This is a genomic window from Planotetraspora sp. A-T 1434 (genome assembly GCF_025420585.1).
In the GTDB taxonomy this organism is placed as follows: domain Bacteria; phylum Actinomycetota; class Actinomycetes; order Streptosporangiales; family Streptosporangiaceae; genus JAOEGB01.
This window is the reverse complement of the sequence record NZ_JAOEGB010000017.1, coordinates 92,496-110,323: the sequence shown is the minus strand read 5'-3', so window position 1 is coordinate 110,323 and position 17,828 is coordinate 92,496. Positions and strand designations below refer to the sequence as shown.

Below are 17,828 nucleotides of genomic sequence, written 5' to 3'. Positions count from 1 at the left end.
CTGTCCGGCGGAGTAGGGGTGAGACGAAGAGAGGATTCCCCCTATGAACGGACATGACGGGTGGTGAGGACGTCGGCCACCGAACAGGACACGCAGCCCTGGGATCGGCTCGTCGTTCCGCGAGCCCTGGCGGGTCAGGGCGGGGACGTGGAACCCGGCGATCCGGCCTCCGGCCATCCGGCGGCCAGAGCGGCCGAGCCCAGCGACGCGGGTTTGATCCGCGCGTCGCTGACCGACCCGGACCAGTTCGCCGGGGTCTTCGACCGGCATGCCGACGAGATCCACGCCTACGCGAGCCGCCGGCTCGGCCCCGGCTCCTCCTATGACCAGGGGCATGCGGACGACGTGACCGCCGAGACGTTCCTCGTCGCGTTCCGCAAGCGGCACCGGTACGACCTGAGCCGGCCCGACGCCCGGCCGTGGCTGTACGGCATCGCCGGCAACCTGATCTCCGGCCACCGCAGGTCGGAGGTCCGCAGGCTGAAGGCGCTGGCCCGGGCCCCGCACGACGGCGACCTCCACGAGGAGGAGCGCAACGCCGAGCGGGCCAGCGCGGCCGCCCTGCGTCCGGCGCTGGCGGCCGCGCTCGCGCGGCTGTCGGCGTCCGAGCGCGACCTGCTGCTGCTGGTCGCCTGGGCCGATCTCACCTATGAGCAGGCCGCCGAAGCCCTGAAGATCCCCGTCGGGACGGTGCGCTCCCGGCTGCACCGCATTCGCGCGAAACTCCGCCGCCATCTCCCCGAGGAGACCGCCCCGTGAACGACGAAATCGACATGATCAGCCAGGCCCGGCCGGAGGCCGCGCCCTACTCTGTCACGGCCAAGATGGCCGCCCGGCGCGGGCTGACCGGGGCCTCGGCCCCGGCGCGGCGGCGGAAGCCGTACGGCATCGCCTTCGCGGGCGTGGCCACGGCCGCGGCGGCGGGCGTCGTCGCGGTCGGTGTGCTCGCCCCGGCGCCGCACACCGGCACGCAGGGCATCGGCTCGCAGGCCACAGGCAGCCATGGCACGGGCGGCTCAGGCTCGGCCGTCGTGGCGCTACCGAAGATCTCGAAGATGTCCGCGGTCGAGGTGCTCGGCAAGGCCGCGCGGGCCGTGACCGACCTCAGCCCGCGCGACGACCAGTTCATCAAGGTGACCTCGCAGACGATGTACGGGGCGTTCGGGGGCGGCATGGCTGACGTCAAGACCGGCGAGACGGACAAGGAGACCCGCTACCTCTACCGATCGAAGCGCACGATCTGGCTCTCGGCCGACGGGACGAGGGACGGCGCGCTCAAGCGGGAGTTTCTGGACCCGAAGGCCTACCCGGGCTGGCCGATCCCGAAGGCGGCCTACGCGGAGCAGGGCGTCGAGTGGGACAAGCTGCCCGCCTGCCCCACTGTGCCGGACACGGCGTACATCGAGCTGAAGAAGCTCCCCACGGGTCCGGACGGCATGCGCGCCTACCTCTACTCCAAGAAAGGCAGCGCGTCCCCCGACGACGCCGCATGGACGGCCGTGGGCGACCTGCTGAGGGAGACCTACATGCCGGCCGCCCAGCGCGCCGCGCTCTTCAAGGCGGCCGGGACGATCCCGGGGGTCACGGTGAGCGAGGACGCCGAGGACGCCGCCGGTCGCAGGGGCATCGGCGTCGGGCGCGTGTCCAACGGCGTCCGGGAGGACATCATCTTCGACCCGAAGACCTACGAGCTGCTCGGGGAGCGCGGCGTCGTGGTCGACGAGAAGGAGGCGAAGTCGCCCGTCGGCAGCCTGGTCGCGTCGACGGCCCAGCTGGAGGTGTCCGTCGACGACACAGCTCCCAAGGTCGACGACCCCGCCGCCGGCTGCGCCTGACCGCGAGGCTAGGGCCGGTCAGGTAACCGTCGCCGTGATCATGCACGGTTTCCCGGGAAGCTCGGGGACATGGGATTCCCCGGATTGTGATCATGCATGGATTCCGCCGTACACGGTCTGATCAGGGCCGACAATGTCAGTGATCTGCGGTGTCCGGCCGTCGGGCGCACCCTCGTCATGCATGATCACGACGCACAAAGCGCCAGGTAGCGCGGCGCGTACGGGAATGCGTGCATGATCACGCCGCGCAAAGGGCCAGGCAGGACGGCGCGTGCGGGAACATGTGCATGATCAGCGGCAAGGGGTGGCGGCGTCGGACGGCCCGAGCTCCGCTACCGGCTCAGCACTGCTCCAGCATCGCCGCCTTGTCGGCCGTGGTCACCGGAAGGTCGTACTTGAGGGCGACCTGGGCGAACCGGACGGCGTACGAGCAGCGGATGCCCTTGACCGGCGGCAGCCACGACGCGGGGCCGGAGTCGCCCTTGGAGGAGTTGGTCGAGCCGTCCACCGGCAGCAGGTTCAGCGGGTCGTTGGCGATCTGCTTGCGCTTGCCGTCGCTCCAGCGGGACGCGCCCATCTGCCAGTCGTAGGACAGCGGCATCACGTGGTCGATCTGGACCTCGGCCGCGTCCTGTTTGCTCCACTCGATCGTCTTGCCGGTGTACGGGTCGTACAGCGTCATGGACGTCACGACGCAGTCGGATCCGCTCCGGAACTTGACCTCCACGCCGTCCCGTTTGAGCAGGTCGTTGCGGGTGTCGCAGCCGTTGTGGGCCCACGGGATGCCGTCTGCGTTGTCCGCCCAGGCGTAGCCGAACTCGTCGCGGTCGTAGCCGGTCTTCGGGCCGCGGCCCTTCGTCGGCACCTTGTCGATCAGCTTCCGGGCCGCGGCCCGGTCCTTGTCCGACTTGATCGGCGCCAGCCCCGGCTTGGTCCCCTCCGGATTGTCCAGCGGGTTGGCGCCCCGGCTGGTGCCGTCGCCGCCCTTGCCGTCGCCCTTGTCGCTTCCAATCCGTCCCGGCTTGTCGATGGAGAGGTCCCCCGCCGGACCACATCCGGCTAATACGGCCACCGCCACCGAGACGCCGACGAACAGCCGCGATCCACGCCCGCCGCCCAAATGCCACTCCTTAGGTATCGCTACTAGGTATAGCAATTCCCAAGGGATGGCAACAAATGCGCAATACGGGGGAAGCGGGATCTTCTAGGTCGGGATCCAGGCCTGCCAGACGATCTTGTTGGCCTCGGCCCACTTCCGCGCCGCCGCCTCAGCGGACAGCTTGTTCACGGCGATGTCGTACGCCACGGCGTTCTGGTCGTCGTTCGTCCATTTGAAGTTCTTCACCAGCTCGTACGCCTTGCCGCCGGTGCTCGCGAACCTCCGGCTGACGATCTTGTCCAGCAGGTAGGGCGGGTAGTCGCAGGCGATCTTCTTCGGGTCGGTGTCACACCCGATGGCGTACGGCGGGAGGTTGACCTTGACGAGCTTGAGCCGGCTGAACAGCCACTGGGGCTCGTAGAAGTACATGAGCAGCGGCGTGCGCTCCTCGCCGGCCTTCCGCGCCTCGGCGATCAGCGCGTCCTCGCTGCCCGCGTAGACCACCTTGTACGGCAGGCCGAGGTTCTTGATCAGCGCCTCGTCGTTGGTCACGAACGACGGGTCGCCCGCCAGGAACTGCCCCAGGTCACCGCTCTTGTCGGTCCTGAACAGGCCGCGGTACTTCGCCAGGTTCCGATAGTCCGTGATGTCGGGATACTTCTGCGCCATCCACTCGGGGACGTACCACCCGATGACACCCTTGTTGCCGGTCTCCCCTGCGGTGACGGCGACGTTCTTCTGCTCGATGTACTCCTTCTTGAGCTCGGGGTGCGCCCAGTTCTCGATCACCACGTCGACGGTCCCGGTCTCGAAGCCCTTCCAGGCGTCGGCCTCGTCGCTCTTCACCAGCTCGACGGTGTAGCCGAGCTCGTGCTTGAGGAGGTAGGCCACCACGGCGGCGCTTGCCTCGTACCCGACCCACCGGTTGAGGGCGAGCCGTACCGTCCCGGCGGGGACCGCGTCCGGCTCGGCCGCACCCCCTCCGCCACAGGCGGTCAAGGTCAGCGCGGCGGTGAGCACCCCGGCGAGGAGACGGAACCTCATCATGTGACCTCCCACCGGCCGAGTATTCCACGTATCGGCTACGGAGAGTGCCCATCTGCTCGCGATGCGTGCGGGCCACGACCAGGGCGCCAGATCACTTGGGGAGCCCGAGTGCCACGTCGTGATCTTTAGGTGACCAGAATGCCCCCGTCGACCGGAAGAACCACTCCGGTGACGTACGAGCCCGCGTCCGAGGCGAGGAAGACGGCGGCGGCGACCAGTTCGGCGGGATCTCCCGGCCGCCTCATCAGGACGCGCTGCTCGCCCATCCGGTCGAGGTAGCCGTCGGGGTACTGCTCCGTCATCTCGGAGTCGAAGAACCCGGGCTCCAGGCAGTTGACCCGGATGCCCCGGCGCGGGGTCCACTGCTGGGCGAGGTCGCGGGTGAGCCCGGTGACGGCGGCCTTGGACGCGCTGTACGCCGCCTGCGGCAGGCCGGCGGTCGTCTCCCCGAGCACGCTCCCGACGTTGACGATCGAGGACCCCGGCCGCATGACGCGCGCGCACGCCTGCGCCATCCAGTAGGTCCCGTGCAGGTTGATGTCGACCACCTGGCGGAACTGCTCGGGCGTCTCCCGCAGAGCCGGGACGGCGGTGCCGACCCCGGCGTTGTTGATCAGGATGTCGACCTGGCTGAACTCGGCGACGGTCGCGTCGACGAGAGCCTGGCACTCCTCGGGGACGGTGACGTCCGTCGCGACGGCGAGGCAACGGCGCCCGGTCTCCTCGACCAGCCGCCGGGTCTCCTCCAGCCTTTCCTTGCGACGGGCGCCGATCGCGATGTCGGCGCCCGCCTCGGCGAGCCCTCGGGCGAAGGCGACGCCGAGCCCCGACGACGCCCCCGTGACGATGGCCACCTTGCCATCCAACCTGAACCGCTCCAGCACCACGCCGACCTCCTAAGCCGAACGTGATTCTAGACCGCTCCGTCCGGGCGGTGGATCAGAGGCCGTACTCCTTGACGATCCGCTCGTGCCGCTCCGTCTCGACCCCGACCTCGCGGGCCAGGTCGAGCCAGGACAGCGGGTGGACCCACTGCTCCGTGGCGTCGTCGAGCACGGCGTCGAGCTCGGAGGGGGTCACGGTCGGCGGCACGGCGATCCAGCCGAACACGCCCGGCAGCCGCTCCCCGGTGGCCGGATGGGTGACGTGGTAACCCTCGTCGCTGTAGACCCACATCGGCCAGCCCCGCTCGGCGAGCAGCTCGTTGAACTCGGCCCACTCGTCCTCCGACGGGGCGGCCCCGTCGAAGAACCAGCTCGTGTAGCCGCCGGGCCACAGCATCGACACCCCGGCGAACGGGATGACGAAGCTCTCGCGCTCCTGCGGGTCCTCGGGGATCGGCTCCAGCGGCCGGGGGTCCACCACGATCACGTCGCCGGCGTTGTACTCCATGCCGCGCGGCTGCGGGATGGCGAGGCGGGCGGTCGCCGGACCGGTCCGTACGGCCAGCACCTCGCGCTGGCTGCCGTCCGGAGCCGGGAGGATGGCGCGGATGAGGTGCCACTCTTCCTCGATGGGCCCCTCCTCCGACTGGAGCGGCATGCCGAGCGTCGCGGCGGCGGCCCGGACGGTCGCCCAGTCCTCGGCGGCGGTCGCCAGGACGATCAACCGCCAGACGTCCTCCTCCTCGCGGTCCTCCAGCTCGAGCAGGGGACGCAGGATGTCGGCGGCCTTGGCGTTGTCGCCGAGCTGCTGGACCGCGCCGGACCACAGACGGCTGCCCTCCACCAGGGCGCCCGCCGCGACGGCCAGCTCCGCCTCGGCCGCGGTCTCCTCCCAGCGCTCGCGGGCCCGGTAGAGGCGGGCGAGGGCGAGGTGGGACTGGCTCTCCGGCAGGCGTTCCGCGAGCCGCTCCACCCGCTCGTCCTGCCCGGCCTCGATCAGCAGGCCCGTCAGGTAGGCGATGTCCTCCGGGTCCGCGGCGGCCGGGTCGCCGTCCACCATGGCCCAGTAGATGTCGGCCCCCGCGGCGGAGTAGCCGAGGAAGCCCAGCGTGGTGGTGTGGCGGCGGGTGGCCTCCAGGTCCGTGCCGGACAGCGGCCACAGCCAGCCGACCCAGCGCTCGGGGTCGGCGGTGCGGCCGTCGGCGGCCTCGAAGTAGGCGACCAGCTCATCCTGGGGGCCGGGCGGCGGCAGCTCGGGAGCCCGGTCCACGGCGGCGCGCAGCTCGGCGATCCGCTCGGGAAGACCGTCGGTGTTCTCGAGGTCGGCCAGAACGGCTTCCGCCTCGTCGGCGAGCAGCCGGGCCTGCCACAGGCCCTGCCGGGCGATGGCGAGGCGGCCCGCCGTCAGCGCCAGCTCGAACCGGGCGCGGTGGCCGCCCATCGTCTGGAAATAGGTGATCCACTGGCGCAGGATGCGACCGAGCTGCCAGGTGTTGGCGATGGAGCCGCTCCCGGCCAGAAGGGCGACGGCGCGGCCCCACTCCACCCAGTCGCGGGGGTGGTCGCCGACCACGTCGAGGTCGGGCAGCGCGTCCACGGCCTCCTCCGTGCGGCCGAGGGTGGCCAGGATGAGCGACTTGAGCAGCCCCTCGCGGCGGCCCTTCGCGACCGGGTCGTCCGGCTTGAAACCGGTCGCCGCCTCCAGCGCGGTCAGGGCGTCGTCCGCGCGGCCCACGGCGAGCAGCGCGCGGGCGGCGGTCGCCCCCAGCTCCCAGCTCGCCTCCCGGCCGGCCCCGCTCAGCCGTTCGACCGCGGCCTCGGCGTAACCTACGGCCTCGCCGGCCTGGCCGGCGTCGATGAGGGCGGCGACGTACTGCGTGACCAGCCCGGAGAACGCGAGCGACTCGGGCCCGACGCCGTCGAGGGCGGCGCCCAGGGCGGCCAGCCTGGCCTCCGCGTAGCCGGGGCCGTCGGTGTTCGCCTGGGTGATGGCCAGCGCCTCCACCGCGGCGGGCGCGGAGGGGCAGTCGCGGACGTCGTCACGGGCGGCGAACTCCACCAGCGCGGCGGCGTCCTCGAGCGCGACGGCGCCGTTGGCCCGGTCGCCGACGCGGCCGAGCACGTGCCAGTAGCGCGCGAACAGCTCCAGCCAGGGCTGGCCGAGCGTCTCCGCGTGCTGGGCCACGGCGGGTGCCACGACGTCAAGCTGCGCGTACCGGCCTTCCAGCGCCTGCGCGGGCACGTCGCCCAGCGCCATCGCCAGGCCGGCGTTGCCGGCTTCGTGCAGTTCCCGCTGGGTGCCGGCGACCCAGGCCCAGATGTCCACGTCCATGGGCAGCAAGTCTGCCAGTTCAGCGACCATGTCCCAAACAGCGCCGGGCCCTGGACGACGGCCTGCCTAAATCATGGGCGGATACTCTCCGGAGGCCACGAGTACGGCGGGGCCGGACAGGTAGCTGGTGTCCTGGTCGAGCGTGACGGTCACGGTGCCGCCCAGCACGCGGACGCTCCACGTCCCGGTGGACTCCCCGATCGCGTGCGCCGCGGCGACGGCGGTGGCGACGGCTCCCGTGCCGCACGACCGCGTCTCGCCGGAGCCGCGCTCGTGGACGCGCATGGAGACGGCGCGGTCGGCGACGGGGTTGATCAGCTCGATGTTCACGCCCCGGGGGTAGACCGCCCGGTCGAACTCCGGCTCCCGGCTCAGGTCCAGCCCGGCGACCGGGTCCGCGATGACACAGGCCAGGTGGGGGTTGCCCATGTTGACGTTGAGGCCGTGATATTCCCGTCCGTTGACGGTCGTACAGCTCTCGCCCAGGACGCGCGGCCTGCCCATGTCCACGGTGACGTCGCCGGTGGGGCCGAGCCGTACGCGCTTGACCCCGCCGCGGGTCGCGACGCCGAACTCGCCGGGCGCGGCCAGCCCGGAGTCGACGAGGTAGCGGGCGAACACCCGCACGCCGTTGCCGCACATCTCCGCGACGCTGCCGTCAGCGTTGCGGTAGTCCATGAACCACTCGGCCTCGGAGGTCTGATCGGCCACCTCGGGGCACAGCTTGGCCCGGACGACCCGCAGGACGCCGTCGCCGCCGATGCCCGCGCGCCGATCGCACAGCGCCGCGACGGTGGCGGGCGTCAGATCCAGCCGGGCGTCGGCGTCCGGCAGGATGACAAAGTCGTTCTCGGTGCCGTGCCCCTTAACGAACCGCATGTCACCGCATTCTAGGCGCTCACCGCTTTTCGCCGGTCACCGCGGCCTCTCGGCGGTCACCACGACCAGGGCCCGTTCGGGCAGGTCGGGGGCGTCGAACGGCAGCCACACCACGCGGGGATCTCGGCGGAACCACGACTCCTGGCGCCGGGCGAACCGGCGGGTCGCCCGCACGGTCTCCTCTCGCGCCTGCTCCTCGGTCCACTCGCCGTCGAGGAAGCGGAGGACCTGGGCGTACCCGAGCGCCCGGCTCGCCGTCCTGCCCTCGGCCAGCCCCTCCGCGGCCAGCGCGCGGACCTCGTCGACCAGCCCCGCCTCCCACATTCGGTGGACCCGCAGCTCGATCCGCTCGTCGAGGACCGGCCTCGGCACCTCGACGCCGATCTGCACGCTGTCGTACACCGCGTCGTACGACGGCATGGTCGCGGAGAACGGCCGCCCCGACAGCTCGATGACCTCCAAGGCGCGGACGATCCTGCGGCCGTTGCTCGGCAGGATCTTCTCGGCGGCCACCGGGTCACGGATCAGGAGCCGTTCGTAGAGCGGAGCCGGGCCGGTCTCGGCCAGCTCCTTCTCCAGCCGCTCCCGGATGCCGGGGTCCGTGCCGGGAAACTCCAGATCGTCGAGGGCCGCCCGCACGTAAAGGCCGGATCCGCCAGTGAGGATCGGCACCCGGTCACGAGCCTGGAGATTCTCGATCAGCGGCCGGGCCAGGCGCTGGTATTCGGCGACGCTGGCCGTCCGGGTGACCGGCCAGATGTCGAGCAGGTGATGCGGCACGCCGCGTCGCTCGTCGAGGGACAGCTTGGCAGTGCCGATGTCCATCCCCCGATAGAGCTGCATGGAATCGGTGTTGACGACCTCGCCGCCGAGCCGCAGCGCCAGATCGACGGCCAGGTCGGACTTTCCGGCCGCCGTGGCACCCACGACGGCGATCACTGGTAGCTGCCCCACACCGTCAAGTGTCCCGGAAGTTCAGATGTCCCAGTCCAGCGTGGGGGGAAGATGCCCTTCGAGCGTCAGCAGCCAGCGCTTGGACTCCACGCCGTCGCCGCCGCTGAATCCGCCTAGGCCGTTGCCCGCGACGACCCGGTGACACGGCACGATGATCGGGATCGGGTTGCTCCCCATGATCGACCCGATGCCCCGCGCCGGAACGCCGGTCCCGCTCCTGGCCGCCAGTTCCCCATAAGTCATGACTTGTCCGTACGGCACGGTCGTGAATAGCGTGCCGAGGACCTGCCGCTGAATGGGCGACATGAGCCGCCAGTCCACCGCGACGCCGAACTCCTTGAGGCCCCCGTCGAAGTACGCCTCCAGCTCCGCGCGGGCGGCGGCCGTACGGGCCGGATCGTCGGCGACGGCCAGCCCGAGACGGGAAGCGATGCGCGCCCGGACGGCCGGGTCGTCCTGAAAGGCCGTGGCCGCGACCCCCTCCTCCGTGACGGCCGCCAGCACGTCCCCCAGCTTCGTCGGCACGCTCCCGAAAGCGACGGTTTCCACCATTCCCCCATTGTCGCCCCCGTTGTCGCCCCCGTTGTCACCCCAGCGGCGACGGCGGCCACCGCCGGAAGGCGAGCGTGCCCTTTGTGTGAGGGCTACCGCCAGGGGGCCGGGCGACCGGCAAAGAGACCCCCCATGAGCGATCTCGTCCCCCTCGTCTCCTACGCGCGCATCTCCGCTGATATCAAGGGCGACGAACACGGCGTGCGAGGTCAGCACAAGGTCAAAACGGGGAAACCGCGCGGCGACACGGCTGGACGGTGGTGCAAGAGGACAACGACAAGTCGGCCGCCAGGGGGCGACTCACTGACGCCAGCAGAATCGCCTGCGTAGACTCATTGCCATGAGCGCCGGGCATGCGTATGAGGAGCTTCATCACCTGGTGGACCGGCTGTCACCGGACCAGGCGCGTCGCCTCCTGCGTTTGGTGAAGACAGACCCGGACTTGGCTGAGGCGGCTGAGGAAGAGCCGTCTGAGCCGGTTCGTCGTCGGAGGTTGTCGATCGCGGGGATCGGCGCCTCCGGTGAAGGGGATCTATCGGAGCGGGTCGAAGATCTGCTGGCGGAGCGGTTCGATCGGTCGACGTGACTGCCACGCTCCTGGACACAGGACCTTTGATCGCTGTTGTCGATCGGGATGACAAGCACCATGCCTCATGTGTGCGGCTCCTTGAGCAGTTGGAGGGACCGCTCCTTCTGCCTTCGAGCATCTTGATCGAGGCTGGTTGGACCATTAACAGGCACATGGGGCCTCGCGTGCATGCGCAGTTCCTTGATCTCGCGATCGAGGAGTTCGAACTTGTGGACCTACTGCCGGCCGATGTGCGGCGAATGGCAGAACTTGTCCGCCTGTACCGAGATGCTCGACTCGACCCCGCTGATGTGTCCGTGGTCGCAATCGCGGAACGACTGAACGTGGCCCAGATCGCGACGCTCGACCGACGTGACTTCACGTTGATCCGACCTCGGCATGTGCCGACGTTCGCACTTCTGCCGGAAGTGCTTGGCTGATCCGGGCACATGTGGGACGAGTGGCCGTAGCCGCCCTGGAGCAGGAGGTTTCCACAGGAAGCCGGAGGGGTGGCTTGACGTGAGCGACCGCACCCCGCGGGGCGGGCGGTAGGTTGGCGCGCGTTGCGCGGTCCTGTGGAACGCTCACGCGGGAGAGCTGTGGCGACGCTTCACTCAAGCCCTCCCCGCCGTCTTCGCCCGTCATCTCGGTATCTCACGCGCTGAGCTACGGCGGCGGCTACGCCTGTCCTACGCCAAGGTCGCCGAGTACCAAGCGCGGGGCCTGGTCCACTTCCATGCCGTGATTCGCCTCGACGGCCCTGACGGTCCTTCGGACGCTCCGCCCGACTGGGCGACCGTCCCCGTCCTCCGGGAAGCCATTCAAGAGGCGGCGGCGGGGGTGGCCGTGCCTGTTCCGAAGGATCGCCCGTCCTTCGTCGGCCGGTGGGGAACGCAACTGGACGTCGAACCCATCTATGTCGCCACCTCGCTGGAAGGGATCGCAGATCAGCGGGTCGCGTCGTGCATCGCCAAGTACGCGACCAAAGGTGCCGAGTCAGCCGGGACGGTGGACCGTCCCATACGGGAGGTCGCCGACGTCGTACGCCTCGACGTGACAGAACACGCCCGACGCATGATCTACACCTGTTTCGCCCTGGCCGACCGTCCCGAATACCGGCTTGTCCCACTGCGGCACTGGGCGCACATGCTCGGCTACCGGGGACACTTCTCGACCAAGAGCCGCCACTACTCCACCACGCTCGGCGCACTGCGCCAGGTTCGGGCGGATCACCAGGCCGAGCAGTCTCGGCAGCGGCGCGGCCTCCCTGATCCTGGCGAGCGGGAGACGCTTACGGTCGGGGAATGGCGGTACGCCGGAAGCGGGTACCGGAACGGCGAACACTTCTGGGCCGAGATGATCCGGCAACGCATCGCGACCGCGCGCCAGATCGCTCGCGAGCGGGAACGGCAGGAACCTGCCTGACTGCCGGAGCATACGTACGCGAGTGGCGCGCAAGGGCATGTAGAAGAGTCACTCATGGCGCAGGCCATCGGGGCAACGTCTCAGCCGTGCCGCTGAGACCACTCGGCCACTGTCTGCATTGGCGTCTGCAGCCTTTGGGCGATCCGTGTCTTCGTCGCACGGTCCAAGTTCTCCGGAAGCGCAGTGAAAGATGCCGGCAGGACATCCAGCAGTGAGAAAACTTGCTGACCGTCTCGCAGAGTCAGCAACAACATGCAGCGCCAATGCGGCGAGTACTCCGGCCGGTGGTCCAAGCGATGAACCAGCGCTGGCCACAAGTAGTGAGTCGCCTCTGGATCAGCGTGCTCGGCCAACCATCCGGCTCCGTGTTGACGGTTAAGCCCACGCACCATCGCCTCTTCATCGAGGCGAATGAGCTGGGTCGTGTTGACCGCCTTGACGGTACGCGGAATCTTCGAGGATGCCATGGCATAAGTATCCGCAGGCAGCTTCCGGGGGAATGCCTCCGGCGGGGGCGCTCCGGCTCCGGGGTGATCGCCAAGGCTGCTCGTCCCTGCCGGCGGAATGCGAAGCACCCGAAGGGCGAGCAAAGCGAGTTCGGCCGGCGGGGCCCCGGAGGCACGGCAGGCAACTCGTTCAGGCTGCCGATTCCGCCAACGAGCGGGCCAACTCGTCAGCCAGTTGGCCCATGCCGTGACTGCGGGCGCTCTCGATCATCATTGTGAGGTCGCTCGATACCCGACGAGACCGGACGCCGATAGCGTCCTTCACCGCGCGGCGTGCCTCGCGTTCGCTGTTCTCCAGGTCGCCTGCCCGCATGTTCAGGACGGCCAGGCGCGTACGACAACGCAGCCCCGTTCGGGTGCGGCCGGTGTCGAGTCTGGACAACGCTGACGACAGGCGTTCGTACGCGCGGGTGTCCTCATCGAGGGCAAAGAGTGCCAACCCGAGGGCGCTGTCGTGGTGGCCTGGTGAGACCGTGATGCGCTGTGCCCACTCGGGCGCTGCGGCTTGCTGAGGCTTGCTCAGCGCCTCCTCGGCCAGATCGACATGCCGTAGCCCTGCCTGCCGGTCATGGGCTGCGGCGCAGTGACGCGCGGCGACGGCGTGCAGGTTCGCGCGTTCGGCCGAACTGATCCGCTCGTCCCCGAGGGCCATACGAAGGATTTCGACTCCCTCGGCCGGACGACCGCTGTCGGTGGTGACGGTGGAGAGGTCCAGCATGACGTGCGCGCGGAGATCGCGGTCACCACCATGGGCCGAGTTGTCCAGCGCAAGAGTCAGAACTCGCGTCGCCGTGGATATGTCACCTGCGTCGTAGATCGCCCATCCGAATCGGTCGGCCAGCAAGCCGATCGCGGACGACAACCGCTCACGGATCGGCTGACTCATCGGCTTGTCCAGCAACTCGATAGCCCATTCGAGCGAACCGCGCGCCATCGCGGCTGCCATGCCTCCCCCATGGGCAAGGTCCATGCGCGTGTAGAGGTCGGCAGCGGCTTCCACGGCCTGGACCTCGGCGAGACCCACGCGAGACAGGCCTCTGCCTTCAAACCCGTCGAGAAGTCGGGCAAGCGGCTCCATCGCGGCAGACCCAACGGACGCCGCTGCGATGATCCCAAGAAGGTTCCTGCGCTTCATATCCTCCATATTGGAGGGTAAGCGCCCTTCCGTATTCGTTGCCGCAACAGGATGGGTTGCCGCAACGACAATTCCTAGGGCCTGCTGGTAACTGCGGACTATCGCCGGGGTTACTTCGCGGTGCCCGCGCTCCACGCGACTCAGATGACCCTTTGACATGCCGGTGCTCTTCGCCAGCCCGTCAAGGCTGACACCCTGACTTAGACGTGCCGCCCGTAGGTCCTGACCGGTTACCAACTTGGGATACGTCCTTCCTGTTGCGGCAACGCCCGTTGCGGCGACGACGCAACGGTGACTGTTCGCACACGGACGCTGACCATGGTGACGGGGCAAAAGCCGCCAGGTCAACGACAAAGGAGGCGGCGGTGATCGGCGCGATCACGAACGATTTCGACTCGACCCGTCCGAATGTCGCCCGGATGTACGACTATTACCTCGGCGGTAAGGACCATTACGCGGCGGATCGGGCGTGCGCGGAAGAGGTGATCCGCCATGCTCCGCAGGCCAGAGATATCGCGCTGGCGAATCGCGCGTTCCTGGGGCGTGCGGTGCGGTTCCTTGCCGGTGAGGCGGGGATCGGCCAGTTCCTCGATATCGGCGCGGGACTGCCGACTCGGGACAACGTTCATGAGGTGGCGCAGCGGGTCAATCCGGCGTCCCGCGTGGTCTACGTGGACAACGATCCCGTCGTGTTGATCCATGCTCGGGCGCTGCTGGCCACGGATGCCCAGACGCGTGCGATAGCCGGGGATGTGCGTAAGCCGAGCGACATCCTGACCCATCCGGACATGCACGCCCTGCTGGACTCGTCGAAGCCCGTGGCGGTGCTGCTGGTGGCGGTGCTCCACTTCATCCCCGACGATCAGGAGCCATATGCGGCGGTCCGGACGCTGGTGGACGCGATGGCCCCCGGCTCTTACCTGGTCGTCTCGCACGCGGAACAGACTCCGGAATTGCAGGGCGCGGCCAAGCGGTACGAGCGTGCGAATGCTCCTGCCGTGCTCCGATCGGTCGCGGAGATCAGAGGGTTCTTCGAGGGACTGGAATTGGTTGATCCGGGTCTGGTGAACGTGCGGCGCTGGCGGCCAGAGGTTGCGGACCCGTGGCAGGACCCGAATGTGCCCTTCTTCGGCGCGGTCGGGGTCAAGCCGTGAGCCGGGCGGCGGCGGTGCGCTCGCCTGCTGCGGTGATGGCCGAGCGGCTACGGGCCGAACTGGAACGCCGGGGAATCACGGCCGACGTCAATGAGGGCGATGGCTTGGCACTCGTATCGGTGTGGGTCCATCTCGTGGTGTGGTGCGAGTCGGGGCCGGACGGGTGGCGTTACCGGTGGTGGACGGGCCGAACCTCACAGCAGTCCAGGCGGTGGGTCTGGACATCGTGCCCGTCTACGGCGGTGGAGACGGCCGGACGCCGGGTCGCTGAGCGATACGCGGAGGTGCGGCGGTCTCATCCGCTGTCGGCGGTGGTGGCAGGGATGTCGGCCGGTGACGGGGTTCCGCGTCAGCGCGGTACAGAGCAGAAGTGATCTCTACGGAAGGACGGTGGGCACAGGTGATGGCGTCTCGGACGAGCAACCTCTTGGGTGTTGGGGTCGTCAATGGGCTGGAAGCCGAGTACCAGCCGCGTGGGCCGATGGTGTATGTCCGTGATCCCGCCGACGAGGGCAACGCATTCGTCCGGGTGAGCATGGCACGGTGGAGCCGCTTCTTGGCCTCGATCAAGGCGGGCGTGTTCACTCCGCAGCAAGAAGGCGACGAGGTCACGATCACGATCGGCGACCTGGCCAACGCCGGGATCGTGAAGTGCTCCCCCTACCTGGTGACCACTCGCCACACCTGGGACACCTTCGTCAAGGCGGTGAAGGGCGGCGAGTTCGACCCGGTGGACGCTGTAGCGGACACACGCAGCGACGAATGACGCCACGACGCGCGCCGTATCGGGCTGGTCGCTGATTGGCTGACCGGTTCGTCTGAGGCTGGCGCGGCGACGCGGTTGGATCCTTGCCCTTCCGGGTGGCGAGGATCTTCCCCCCGGTGACAGAGTCCCGCGTCGTCGCGCCTGTTAGAGGTCGGGGCCACGGTCCCGCACCACTCCTCCCCCGCCCCCGATAGCTGCCGACATCAGTGGCCCGACCGAGGTGTCAATGCCGTCTTCGCGTGTCCCTTCGCTACGACGTGCACCGTTCACCACACCCAACCGGAACAGACGGCGTTGACACCGACCGAGGGCCACGAACAATGAGGCAGCGGGGGCGGGGGAGGTACGGACAGCGCCGGTCCCCTGGTCGTCCCAACAAGACAAGGGCCGGGGACGTTTACATGTCACATGGTGGCACGGGGGACGATCTGGGAGATTCGCTGGTGGGACAGGCCCAGCGCGCTGCCGATGTCGCGAGTGGTCCAGCCCTGATCGATGAGAGTGCGGGCGGCCTTGCGGACGGCGTCGCGCTCGGCCTGTTCGGCGTAGAAGCGTGCGACGCGTGCGTCAATGACGCTATTCAGTGCGTCTGCCGCTTCCGGGTCGGCAGGAGCGAGGTGAATGCCGACGGTGCCGGGGGCGGGGTGGAGCAGATCTACCACGCAGTTCAGGACGTTGTCCTTGGTTTCTCTCCAGGTCGCGCCCTGGACCTGGATGACGTGGCCTTCTGGGAGGTTGCGAACGGTGGCCGTCCAGTGCTTGCCGGTGCGCGTAGCGGTGGCGTTGTAGCTGGTGGCGATTTCGACTTCGGCTTGGTCGAAGTCTTCGGGGATGTCGGGCTCGTCAAAGATGGCGTCGCGACGGTCATTCATGGAGGAACCGTAGGCCACCACGAGCCGTTCTGTCCATCAAGCTAGCCGCAATCCGGCTAGCTCATTTGCCAAGCCGGTGACGATGTATCCGATCACTGGAGTTCGCTTGTCGGGGACGCCGGTCGCGGGCGGCGGTGGGCGCGTACGGCCCCCCAGGGCCGCATGCGCAAGCCCGCCAGGCCGCCAAGCGGGCGGGCGGCCCGTGGCGCCCTTGACCCTGTAGTGAAGGTCCTCGCCACCGATCCCTGAGGCTGAAGCCGTCGATCTGATCACGTGTTCGGGCCGATGGCCGTGGCAGAGACATGCCCAGGTCAGACGCACAGGCCGCGTATTGCTGGCTCTGCTCCGCCATGGTTGGGAGCTCCAACATCTCGGCGCGGACATATTGCATTAAGACAAGTACTTGGGTTACCTGCTGCGCTGGGACAGTGAGGGCTTCCTGTTCGATCCGGGTGAGGGGACCCAGCGGCAGATGGTCCATGCCGGGGTGAGCGCGCACGACCTGACCTGGATCTGTGTCACCCACTTTCATGGCGATCACTGCCTGGGTGTGCCGGGAGTCGTACAGCGCGTCGCCCGCGACAAGGTCAGCCATCCCGTCCAAGCGGCGTATCCGGCGAGCGGCGAAACCTACTGGCAGCGGCTGCGACACGCCACCGCCTTCGCCGACACCGATGTGATCAGTCCGCGACCGATCTCCGGCGACCTCGCCCAGTGGGCCGCCGGAAGTTCCTGTCGGAGGAGTCCGCGCTGGCCGCCGACTACGGCCATCTCACGGCGGCCCAGGCCGGGCAGGTCGCCGCGGCCTGCGGCGTCCGCCGGCTCGTCCTGACCCACTTCTCCGAACGGTATTCCCACGCTGACGAGCCCCGCTTCGTCGAGGAGGCCGGGAAGGCGTACAGCGGCGAGATCGTCGTGGCCCGCGACCTCATGCGGATCCCCGTCCCGAAACGACTCCCCTGACCTCGTGGGGCGGAGCCGCCTCAGACTCGGCAGATGATCTCACCGTGCAGGATGGCGAACCAGCCGTCCTTAGCCGCCCCCCACTGCCGCCAGCCGCCGGCCATCCTCTCCAGGTCGGCCCGAGTGGCGTACCCGTGGTCGAGCGCCTGGCCGGCGATGGCCGAGTCGGTGACGCGGCTGGCCCACAGCCCGCTCCACCAGGCGCGATCGCCGGGGGTGGCGAAGCACCAGACCGAACCGCCGGCGGTGACCTCGCTGAATCCGGCCTCCCGGGCCCACGACAGCAGGCGGCGTCCCGCGTCGGGTTCGCCGCCGTTGGCGCGGGCCACCTGGCGGTACAGGGCCAGCCACTCGTCCAGGGCGGGCACCTGGGGATACCAGGTGAACGCCGCGTAGTCCGAGTCGCGCGCCGCGACGATCCCACCGGGCTTGCACACGCGGCGCATCGCGGTCAGCGCGCCCACCGGGTCGGCGACATGCTGGAGCACCTGGTGCGCGTGGACGACGTCGAACGACCGGTCGGGATACGCCAGGCGGTAGACATCACCGACCTCCCACGTGACGTTCGCCAGTTCCCGTACGGCTCCCGCCTCGGCGGCCTGCGCGATGACGCCCCCGTCGGGATCGATGCCGGTGACCGCTCCCGGGGCGACCAGTTCGGCGAGATCAGCGGTGATGGTCCCGGGGCCACAGCCGACGTCGAGCAGCGACATGCCCGGTCGCAGGTGAGGCAGCAGGTACGCGGCCGAGTTGGCGGCCGTGCGCCAGGCATGCGAGCGGAGCACCGACTCGTGGTGGCCGTGCGTGTAGATGGCAGACGATCCGGACATGTTGCCCCCTTCTACGGCTGGCTGACG

General features: G+C 69.1%; 18 protein-coding genes and 2 pseudogenes. 8 read left to right on the top strand and 12 right to left on the bottom strand.

Annotation, left to right across the window (positions count from 1 at the left end; all coding sequences use genetic code 11):
• Nucleotides 1-60 precede the first annotated feature (60 nt).
• Both N5079_RS22290 and N5079_RS22285 read left to right on the top strand, forming a co-directional pair.
• Nucleotides 61-759: an RNA polymerase sigma factor gene (locus N5079_RS22290; protein ID WP_315967877.1), complete on the top strand. Its 699-nt coding sequence runs from the start codon at nucleotides 61-63 to the stop codon at nucleotides 757-759.
• Nucleotides 756-1,835 carry a CU044_5270 family protein gene (locus N5079_RS22285; RefSeq protein WP_261585909.1) on the top strand — a complete coding sequence of 360 codons (1,080 nt, stop codon included), beginning with the start codon at nucleotides 756-758 and terminating at the stop codon, nucleotides 1,833-1,835. The genes N5079_RS22290 and N5079_RS22285 overlap by 4 nt, the downstream gene beginning before the upstream one ends.
• 340 nt (nucleotides 1,836-2,175) lie before the next feature.
• Here the strand turns inward: N5079_RS22285 and N5079_RS22280 are convergent, their stop codons facing one another.
• The 7 genes from N5079_RS22280 to N5079_RS22250 all read right to left on the bottom strand — a co-directional run bounded on the left by N5079_RS22280 (nucleotide 2,176) and on the right by N5079_RS22250 (nucleotide 9,582).
• On the bottom strand, nucleotides 2,176-2,955 hold the full coding sequence (locus N5079_RS22280; protein WP_261585908.1) for an HNH endonuclease family protein: 780 nt from the start codon (nucleotides 2,953-2,955) through the stop codon (nucleotides 2,176-2,178).
• 84 nt (nucleotides 2,956-3,039) lie between these two features.
• Complete coding sequence (locus tag N5079_RS22275) at nucleotides 3,040-3,981, bottom strand: ABC transporter substrate-binding protein (RefSeq protein ID WP_261585907.1); 942 nt, start codon at nucleotides 3,979-3,981, stop codon at nucleotides 3,040-3,042.
• Nucleotides 3,982-4,106: 125 nt separating this feature from the next.
• Nucleotides 4,107-4,868: an SDR family NAD(P)-dependent oxidoreductase gene (locus N5079_RS22270; protein WP_261585906.1), complete on the bottom strand. Its 762-nt coding sequence runs from the start codon at nucleotides 4,866-4,868 to the stop codon at nucleotides 4,107-4,109.
• Nucleotides 4,869-4,920: 52 nt separating this feature from the next.
• Nucleotides 4,921-7,227 carry a tetratricopeptide repeat protein gene (locus tag N5079_RS22265; protein WP_261585905.1) on the bottom strand — a complete coding sequence of 769 codons (2,307 nt, stop codon included), beginning with the start codon at nucleotides 7,225-7,227 and terminating at the stop codon, nucleotides 4,921-4,923.
• A gap of 36 nt (nucleotides 7,228-7,263) precedes the next feature.
• Complete coding sequence (gene dapF / locus N5079_RS22260) at nucleotides 7,264-8,076, bottom strand: diaminopimelate epimerase (protein ID WP_261585904.1); 813 nt, start codon at nucleotides 8,074-8,076, stop codon at nucleotides 7,264-7,266.
• A gap of 36 nt (nucleotides 8,077-8,112) precedes the next feature.
• Nucleotides 8,113-9,030 carry a tRNA (adenosine(37)-N6)-dimethylallyltransferase MiaA gene (gene miaA / locus N5079_RS22255; RefSeq protein ID WP_261585903.1) on the bottom strand — a complete coding sequence of 306 codons (918 nt, stop codon included), beginning with the start codon at nucleotides 9,028-9,030 and terminating at the stop codon, nucleotides 8,113-8,115.
• Nucleotides 9,031-9,051: 21 nt separating this feature from the next.
• Nucleotides 9,052-9,582, bottom strand: a complete 531-nt coding sequence (locus N5079_RS22250; RefSeq protein ID WP_261585902.1) for a methylated-DNA--[protein]-cysteine S-methyltransferase — start codon at nucleotides 9,580-9,582, stop codon at nucleotides 9,052-9,054.
• 340 nt (nucleotides 9,583-9,922) lie between these two features.
• Between N5079_RS22250 and N5079_RS22245 the strand changes: the two genes are divergently transcribed.
• The 3 genes from N5079_RS22245 to N5079_RS22235 all read left to right on the top strand — a co-directional run bounded on the left by N5079_RS22245 (nucleotide 9,923) and on the right by N5079_RS22235 (nucleotide 11,575).
• The gene (locus N5079_RS22245) at nucleotides 9,923-10,168 is read left to right on the top strand and encodes a hypothetical protein (protein WP_261585901.1); all 246 of its coding nucleotides are present in this window, start codon (nucleotides 9,923-9,925) and stop codon (nucleotides 10,166-10,168) included.
• Nucleotides 10,165-10,590, top strand: coding sequence for a type II toxin-antitoxin system VapC family toxin (locus N5079_RS22240; protein ID WP_261585900.1), 426 nt, complete (start codon nucleotides 10,165-10,167; stop codon nucleotides 10,588-10,590). The genes N5079_RS22245 and N5079_RS22240 overlap by 4 nt, the downstream gene beginning before the upstream one ends.
• A gap of 133 nt (nucleotides 10,591-10,723) precedes the next feature.
• Nucleotides 10,724-11,575, top strand: a complete 852-nt coding sequence (locus tag N5079_RS22235) for a replication initiator (RefSeq protein ID WP_315967878.1) — start codon at nucleotides 10,724-10,726, stop codon at nucleotides 11,573-11,575.
• Between the two features lie 80 nt (nucleotides 11,576-11,655).
• Here the strand turns inward: N5079_RS22235 and N5079_RS22230 are convergent, their stop codons facing one another.
• From N5079_RS22230 to N5079_RS35595, 3 genes and pseudogenes are all read right to left on the bottom strand, one after another.
• Nucleotides 11,656-12,042, bottom strand: coding sequence for a hypothetical protein (locus N5079_RS22230; protein WP_261585898.1), 387 nt, complete (start codon nucleotides 12,040-12,042; stop codon nucleotides 11,656-11,658).
• Nucleotides 12,043-12,211: 169 nt separating this feature from the next.
• On the bottom strand, nucleotides 12,212-13,216 hold the full coding sequence (locus N5079_RS22225) for a hypothetical protein (protein ID WP_261585897.1): 1,005 nt from the start codon (nucleotides 13,214-13,216) through the stop codon (nucleotides 12,212-12,214).
• Between the two features lie 81 nt (nucleotides 13,217-13,297).
• Nucleotides 13,298-13,453: pseudogene (locus N5079_RS35595) on the bottom strand (helix-turn-helix domain-containing protein); the annotation flags it as partial.
• A 128-nt stretch (nucleotides 13,454-13,581) separates the two neighbouring features.
• Between N5079_RS35595 and N5079_RS22220 the strand changes: the two are divergent.
• Together N5079_RS22220 and N5079_RS22215 are read left to right on the top strand one after the other, a co-directional pair.
• A complete protein-coding gene (locus N5079_RS22220; protein ID WP_261585896.1) occupies nucleotides 13,582-14,370 on the top strand; it encodes an SAM-dependent methyltransferase in 789 nt (262 codons plus the stop codon).
• A 427-nt stretch (nucleotides 14,371-14,797) separates the two neighbouring features.
• Entirely contained in the window at nucleotides 14,798-15,136 is a 339-nt protein-coding gene (locus N5079_RS22215; RefSeq protein ID WP_261585895.1) for a hypothetical protein, read from the top strand.
• 404 nt (nucleotides 15,137-15,540) lie between these two features.
• Here the strand turns inward: N5079_RS22215 and N5079_RS22210 are convergent, their stop codons facing one another.
• Nucleotides 15,541-16,008, bottom strand: coding sequence for a hypothetical protein (locus N5079_RS22210; protein ID WP_261585894.1), 468 nt, complete (start codon nucleotides 16,006-16,008; stop codon nucleotides 15,541-15,543).
• 403 nt (nucleotides 16,009-16,411) lie between these two features.
• Between N5079_RS22210 and N5079_RS22205 the strand changes: the two are divergent.
• A pseudogene (locus tag N5079_RS22205) lies at nucleotides 16,412-16,971 on the top strand (MBL fold metallo-hydrolase).
• A gap of 20 nt (nucleotides 16,972-16,991) precedes the next feature.
• Here the strand turns inward: N5079_RS22205 and N5079_RS22200 are convergent.
• On the bottom strand, nucleotides 16,992-17,801 hold the full coding sequence (locus N5079_RS22200; RefSeq protein WP_261585893.1) for a methyltransferase domain-containing protein: 810 nt from the start codon (nucleotides 17,799-17,801) through the stop codon (nucleotides 16,992-16,994).
• Between the last annotated feature and the right edge of the window lie 27 nt (nucleotides 17,802-17,828).